The organism is Brachybacterium sp., from assembly GCF_052095815.1.
Classification (GTDB): domain Bacteria; phylum Actinomycetota; class Actinomycetes; order Actinomycetales; family Dermabacteraceae; genus Brachybacterium.
Genome location: NZ_JBQDLF010000006.1, coordinates 105228 through 111243, shown reverse-complemented (window position 1 = coordinate 111243; position 6016 = coordinate 105228). Strand labels below are relative to the sequence as shown.

Annotated in this window: 4 protein-coding genes; 3 read left to right on the top strand and 1 reads right to left on the bottom strand. The window is 70.0% G+C overall.

Translation table 11 applies throughout. The features are described 5' to 3' along the window. Window positions 1-586 precede the first annotated feature (586 nt). The 3 genes from ACTH43_RS04335 to ACTH43_RS04325 all read left to right on the top strand — a co-directional run bounded on the left by ACTH43_RS04335 (window position 587) and on the right by ACTH43_RS04325 (window position 3923). Complete coding sequence (locus tag ACTH43_RS04335; RefSeq protein ID WP_441443696.1) at window positions 587-1684, top strand: C40 family peptidase; 1098 nt, start codon at window positions 587-589, stop codon at window positions 1682-1684. A 222-nt stretch (window positions 1685-1906) separates the two neighbouring features. Continuing rightward, complete coding sequence (locus tag ACTH43_RS04330; protein WP_441443695.1) at window positions 1907-3316, top strand: beta-N-acetylhexosaminidase; 1410 nt, start codon at window positions 1907-1909, stop codon at window positions 3314-3316. Between the two features lies 1 nt (window position 3317). After that, window positions 3318-3923 (top strand): LytR C-terminal domain-containing protein, encoded by a 606-nt coding sequence (locus ACTH43_RS04325; RefSeq protein WP_441443694.1) that lies wholly within the window; start codon window positions 3318-3320, stop codon window positions 3921-3923. Between the two features lie 69 nt (window positions 3924-3992). Here the strand turns inward: ACTH43_RS04325 and ACTH43_RS04320 are convergent, their stop codons facing one another. Continuing rightward, complete coding sequence (locus ACTH43_RS04320; protein ID WP_441443693.1) at window positions 3993-5957, bottom strand: Ig-like domain-containing protein; 1965 nt, start codon at window positions 5955-5957, stop codon at window positions 3993-3995. Between the last annotated feature and the right edge of the window lie 59 nt (window positions 5958-6016).

The window sequence follows — 6016 nt, the reverse complement described above, 5'->3', positions numbered from 1 at the left end:
GCTGGTGGGGCCGGCCCGTGGGGGGGCGGGTGGTGGCCCTCTCTACAACCCCCCCCCCCCCGCGGGTTTCGGGGGCCTGTTCCCCCGCCTCCCCCCCCGCCCCTTCTCGTCGTCGAGATCCGGAGGTGTTCCGCGCATTCCCGCGACGATTGTTCCGCCCGACATATTCGTCGAGAAATGGACAATACAGACATACTGATCGGGCCCTGACCAGCCATCCGGCACCCCGAGTGCCGCCGGAAGCGCGGGACATGAAGGCACCCCGCCGAATAACAGTCGTGTAACTACCACAGTGGAATCTTCATTCCCGGCGGGAACACGGGGCAATTTCATGGTTTTTAGCAAAATCTTGGCAAAAGCCTTGAAGCTGGCAGGCAAACTCCCCTGTGGGCCCGGCATGACCTGCACATACAGTGGCGGACGGTACCGCCCTGGTCGGGTGGTGCTCACCGGGCTGCCGCCTTCCCGTCACCGGCCCGGTCGCTTCCTCCACTTCCCTGGGTGACGGGTGCAGGCCTCGCGCGCGCGCCGTCCACGCCGCCGCTCGGGATCTCTGCGTGGCGACGGAGAAAGTGATTGCCCCACGATGTTCCGCACAGTTCCACGAGGCACGCACCGGGCCGCCGGCCGTGCCGTGATCGACTACCGAGGCCTCGCCGCCCCGGTGGGCCGGGGTGTCGGAGGTGCCGCCGTGATCGGCGCCGTCTCCGCGACCGCCGCACTCGCCGGTGGAGCCTCGGCCACTGCCCAGGCACCCGCCGCTCCCGTCTTCGGGACCGTGCGCGCCACCGCCCCGAGCGTCGCCCCGGCGTCCCAGTCCCAGTACACCTCCGTCAAGCTGCGCCTCGGCGCTCGCGGCGCGGCCGTGAGCTACCTCCAGCAGCAGCTGAACTCCCACGGCGCCTCGATCGGGGTCGACGGCGTCTTCGGATCCGCGACCCTGCGGGCCGTGAAGAGCCAGCAGTCCGGCGCCGGGATCGGAGTGGACGGCGTGGTCGGGCCGAAGACCTGGAGCTCCCTGACGGGTGCCGCTGCTGCGCCGGCGAAGCCGTCCACAGGCAGCTCGCAGCCCAAGCTCCGCTCCGGTGATCGCGGCTCGTCCGTGACCACCCTGCAGAACCAGCTCCGCTCCGCCGGCGCATCAGTCAAGGCCGACGGGGTCTTCGGATCTGCCACCTACTCGGCAGTGCGCTCGCTGCAGTCCGCCGCCGGGATCGGCGTGGACGGCGTGGTCGGGCCCAAGACCTGGAGCGCGCTGGGCAGCAACGTCCGCATCTCCGACAACGCGGGCAGCCGTGACGAGGACCGCGGCTCCAGCAGCGGCACCTCGATCAACGGCCAGGCCGTGATCAGCGCGGCTCGGGCCCAGATCGGGACCCGGTACAAGTGGGGCGGCTCCTCGCCGGCCAGCGGCTTCGACTGCTCAGGGCTGGTGTACCACGCCTACAACCAGGCCGGGGTGAACCTGCCGCGCAAGACGGCGAAGGGCTACACCTTCGGCGGCCGGATCATCTCCCAGTCGGAGGCGAAGCCCGGCGACCTCGTCGCCTTCACCGGCAACAACTACGGCCACATAGGCGTCTATGTGGGCAACGGGAAGATCATCGACGCCTCCGGCTCACGCCAGCAGGTCGTCGAGCGCTCCCTCTGGAACGCACCGCACGTGTTCGTCACCTACCGCTGAGCATCCGCACAGTCGGCAGCAGACGGATATAAGGCCACGACGGCCTGCTCGACGCGAAAGCGTCCTCGGGAAGGAGCAGGGCGACGTGAAGGGGCCCGGTCGGCATCGCCGACCGGGCCCCTGCGCATCCACCCCTGCGCATCCACCGGGTGGCGCCGTGAGCCAGGTCTCCGTGGCAAACTGGTGCAGACCACGATCGCCGTCGTCGTTCCAGGAGAGTCCATGTCCGACCCCATCGCCCTCGTCCCCCTGCCCCAGTCCGTCGTGTGGTCGGAAGGCGTGTGGACGACGAACGATCCCTGGGAGGGGCTGTCCGTCGGTCTGAACGACTCCCTGGCACCGACGGAGTATGCGCTGTCGATCTCCCCGGCCGGCGCGGCGCTCAGCGCCGGCAGCGAGGCAGCGCTGGCCGACGGCCGCAACACCTTCGCCCAGATCGTGACCGGCGCGGGCGGAGAGATTCCCTGCGTGACCATCTCGGATCATCCGAAGTACGCCTGGCGCGGTCTCCACCTCGACGTGGCCCGTCATTTCCTCCCGGTGGAGGAGATCGAGACCTTCATCGATGCGATGGCCCTGCACCGGCTGAACGTGCTGCACCTCCATCTCACCGATGACCAGGGATGGCGCGTCGAGATCAAGGGCTACCCGCGTCTCACCGAGGTCGGTGGCTGGCGGGAGCAGACCCTGGTCGGCTCGATGCAGAGCCCGGAGGAGACCTGGACGTTCGATGGGACCCGCCACGGCGGCCACTACACTCAGGACGAGCTGAAGGGACTGGTCGACTACGCGCGACGGCGCGGCATCATGATCGTTCCCGAGGTGGACCTGCCCGGACACATGCAGGCCGCGATCGCCGCGTACCCCGAGCTCGGGAACTTCCCCGAGAAGCAGGTCGGGGTGCGTGAGGTGTGGGGCATTTCCGATCACGTCCTGGGAGTCTCCGACACCGTCTTCGACTTCCTGCGGGATGTGCTGAGCCAGGTCGCTGCGATCTTCCCCGCCCCCTATGTGCACATCGGCGGCGACGAGTGCCCGCGGGTGGAGTGGGAGCGTTCCTCGGCCGCCCGCGTCCGGCTCAACGAATGGGGGCTGACCCGGGTCTCCGAGATCCAGGGCCACTTCACCCAGTTCGCCTCGGACGTGCTGCGCGAGCAGGGCAAGCGGGTGATCGCCTGGGACGAGGTGCTCGAGACCCACCTGCCCGACGACACCATCATCATGAACTGGCGCGATTCCGCCGGGGTGAAGACGTCGGTGGACCGTGGGTTCCAGACCATCATCTCCACCCACGATCAGACCTACCTGAACTACTACCAGGCTGATCCGAAGGACGAGCCGGTGGCGCTGGGCCGCCCGAACACGCTCAAGAACGTCTACACCGCTCGGCTCGAGCCCGCCAGGCTCACGGAGGAGAAGCGCGCGCTGCTGCTCGGCATCCAGGCCCAGCTCTGGTCCGAATACCTGCCCGATGCCGCGAGCTTCCAGTACATGGCCTTCCCCCGCCTGTGCGCCCTCGCCGAGCGCGCCTGGGGCTCCCCGGAGCAGAGCTGGGAGGAGTTCGAGGAGCGGCTGCGTGCCCATCTCCCCCGCCTGGACGCCTTCGGCATCCGCTACCGCCCTTTGGACTGAGATGAGCTCCTCCCACCGCGATGCCCACCCCTACGGGCGTTCCGCCGATGACGTCCGCCGCCGCGACCAGCGCCTCCGCCGCACCCGGAGGATGCGCGCGACCCAGCTGACGATCTTCTCGATCCTCGCAGTGGTGCTGATCGGGATCGGAGTCTATGCCGTCGGCGAGCTGCGGGAACCTGCTGCCGAGCCGGGCCAGATCGCCCCGAAGTCCTTCGGACCGGATCCCGTCGCCCTCGTCTGCCCTGAGCCCGGTGCGGTCCCCCTGCCGCCTGGCGAGGTCACCGTGACGGTGCTGAACGGGACCACCCGCGGCGGACTGGCCGGGGAGGTCTCAGATGACCTCGCCGCACGCGGCTTCACGCTCGAGAGCGCGGGCAACACCCGCAAGGCCAACGGTCCCGCCACGATCGTCCACGGCCCCGCCGGGTACCTCGCCGCGCAGTCGGTCCGGATCCAGGTCCAGGGATCCCAGCTGCTTCTGGACGAGGCCCGTGAAGGCACCTCCGTGGCTCTGCTGATCGGTGACGGCTTCACCGGTCTCGAGGACGAGTCGGCGGCCGCAGCAGCTCGTGAGCAGCCGGTGGAAACGCCCGAAGGCTGCTGAGCGGATCGCCGCTCGGGCTCAGCCCAGGCGGTTGCTCTCCCGGTCCCGACGCTCGGTCGGCCCGGGAATTCAGTCCTCCCAGGCGCGGCGGTCGGCCTCCATGCGCATGCCGATCCACAGGCTGACCCCTCCGCCGAAGATCAGCAGCATCACCACGGTGCCGAACACTGCCGCGGTGCTCGGAGAGGACGGCATCAGACCGATCAGCAGGCTGTTGATGCCGCTGACCTCCGACCCCGCCTCCGCTGCCGCAGTGAGATCCGGATCCACGTCGATCACCAGATTCGCCTGCACCGGGATCCCCTCGCTGTCGACCACGTGGTAGGTGATCACAGTGGTGCGGCCGGTGAACCCCTCCTCGGGAACGAAGGTCACCGCGCCGTTGCCCGCGACGGTGTACTCGCCCTCGCCGGGGATCAGCAGCCGCGTGCCGCGACTTTCCTCGAGCTGGGAGAGATTCGTGGCCGCCAGCGAGCTGATCTGGACCGACTCCGGCACCAGGGGCTGGGAGCTGCTGCCGGCGGTGTCGTTGCCCAGCACATCCACGGTGACCGGAGACTGCGGGGCGGTGCGCGACTCGTCATCTCGCAGGGTCGCGATGACCGGGGAGAAGACTGCCTCGAGGGTGGCGTCGACCGGGTTGTCGGCGTAGACACCTCGAGCGGTGACGTCCACCGGGATCGCCGCCCCGGCGAATCCTTCCTCGGGAGTCATCACCACGATGCCGGAGGCCACGTCGATCTGCCAGATCCCCTGACCGGGGATCGTGAGCGTGGTGCCGTCGGCCGAGACCCGGGCCTGCTCGGGAATCAGCCCCGGATCGAACTGCAGGGAGTCGGAGCGGACGTCCCGGATCCCGCTGCCGAGGTCGAAGCTGATCGGCTCCCCCGGCAGGCCGGCCTGGGCTCGCGACAGCAGGATCGGATAGGCGGTGCTGAGCAGTGCGGTCGCGGCCGTCGCGCCTTCGCCGTCACCGCCGGTGATCCCCATCGGCGCGGTCTTGCGCACCTCCGCACTCTCCGGCGAGAAGCGCACCGTGGCCGCGGCCCGGTCCAGCACCCAGGTGCCCTCTCCCGGCACCAGCACCCGCGCGCCATCCGCAGAGGTCTCATAGGATGCCGGGTCTCCCAGCGGCTGCAGGCGCAGGGTCGACGGGTCCACGAACTGCTGTCCCTCGCCCACCACGAACAGGATGTCCTCGCCATAGGGCGCGGACCAGCTGAGGTCGGAGATGATCGGCAGGGTGAGCATCACCTGTCCCGCCCGTACCGCTGCCCCCTCCCCGTCCTCGACGACGAAGCGGATCGGATCGAGCTGACGGCCGAGCCCGACCCCGGACGGAGTGTGCGTCAGCGCGTCGCCGTCGGCCGAGAGCTGCCAGACGCCCTGATCGGGAACGGTGGCCCGGCTGCCGTCGGACAGCACCGTGGAACCGGCCGGGAGCCCGGCCAGCTCGAGCCGCACGGACCCGTCGGCCGGGACGGATCCCTCGACGTCGATCCGGATCGGCACCCCCGCCGAGCCGTGCGCCCCGACCTCCTCGAGCTCGAGAGCCTCCGGGGTGAGGACCACCGGGAGCGAGCGGCTGTCGTGGAAGCCGCCGATGGTCAGCGCGATCGGGGTGCTCGGCGCGTCGACCCCGATCTGGGGCTGGAACACCAGGTCATCGCCGAGCAGGGTCCAGGTGCCCTCCCCCGCGATCACGATGCTCCGGGAGTCCTCCCCCAGCGCCATCTGGGCGCGCAGCCCCTCATCGGCGTCCTGGGGCACGGCCAGGCGCGCCGATCCGAGAGAGACCTGGGGTTCGAGATCGTCCTCGATCAGCGCGATCAGCGGGATCCGGGTGACCGCGCCAGGGACCATGTCCAGCGTGCGGGTCTCGGCCGGGAAGGCGAACGGACCGTCCTCGCCCAGGGCGGCGGCGGGCAGCGCCGTCGAGAGCGCGAGCATCCCGGCGGCGCACAGCGCGGAGACGCGCGCGACCAGGATCCCCGGATGCGCGCGCGAGGGGCGACGCGACCACAGCTCAGGCATCGGGCCAGGGTAGCAACGCCTGCCGGGAACCCGGTGATCCCGCGCGGTCTCGGGCTCGC

What these genes read in the sequence shown, in the direction of transcription:
- ACTH43_RS04335 (WP_441443696.1), top strand. Translation starts at nt 587, where the DNA reads ATGTTCCGCACAGTTCCACGAGGCACGCACCGGGCCGCCGGCCGTGCC.
- ACTH43_RS04330 (WP_441443695.1), top strand. Translation starts at nt 1,907, where the DNA reads ATGTCCGACCCCATCGCCCTCGTCCCCCTGCCCCAGTCCGTCGTGTGG.
- ACTH43_RS04320 (WP_441443693.1), bottom strand. Translation starts at nt 5,957, where the DNA reads ATGCCTGAGCTGTGGTCGCGTCGCCCCTCGCGCGCGCATCCGGGGATC.
- ACTH43_RS04325 (WP_441443694.1), top strand. Translation starts at nt 3,318, where the DNA reads ATGAGCTCCTCCCACCGCGATGCCCACCCCTACGGGCGTTCCGCCGAT.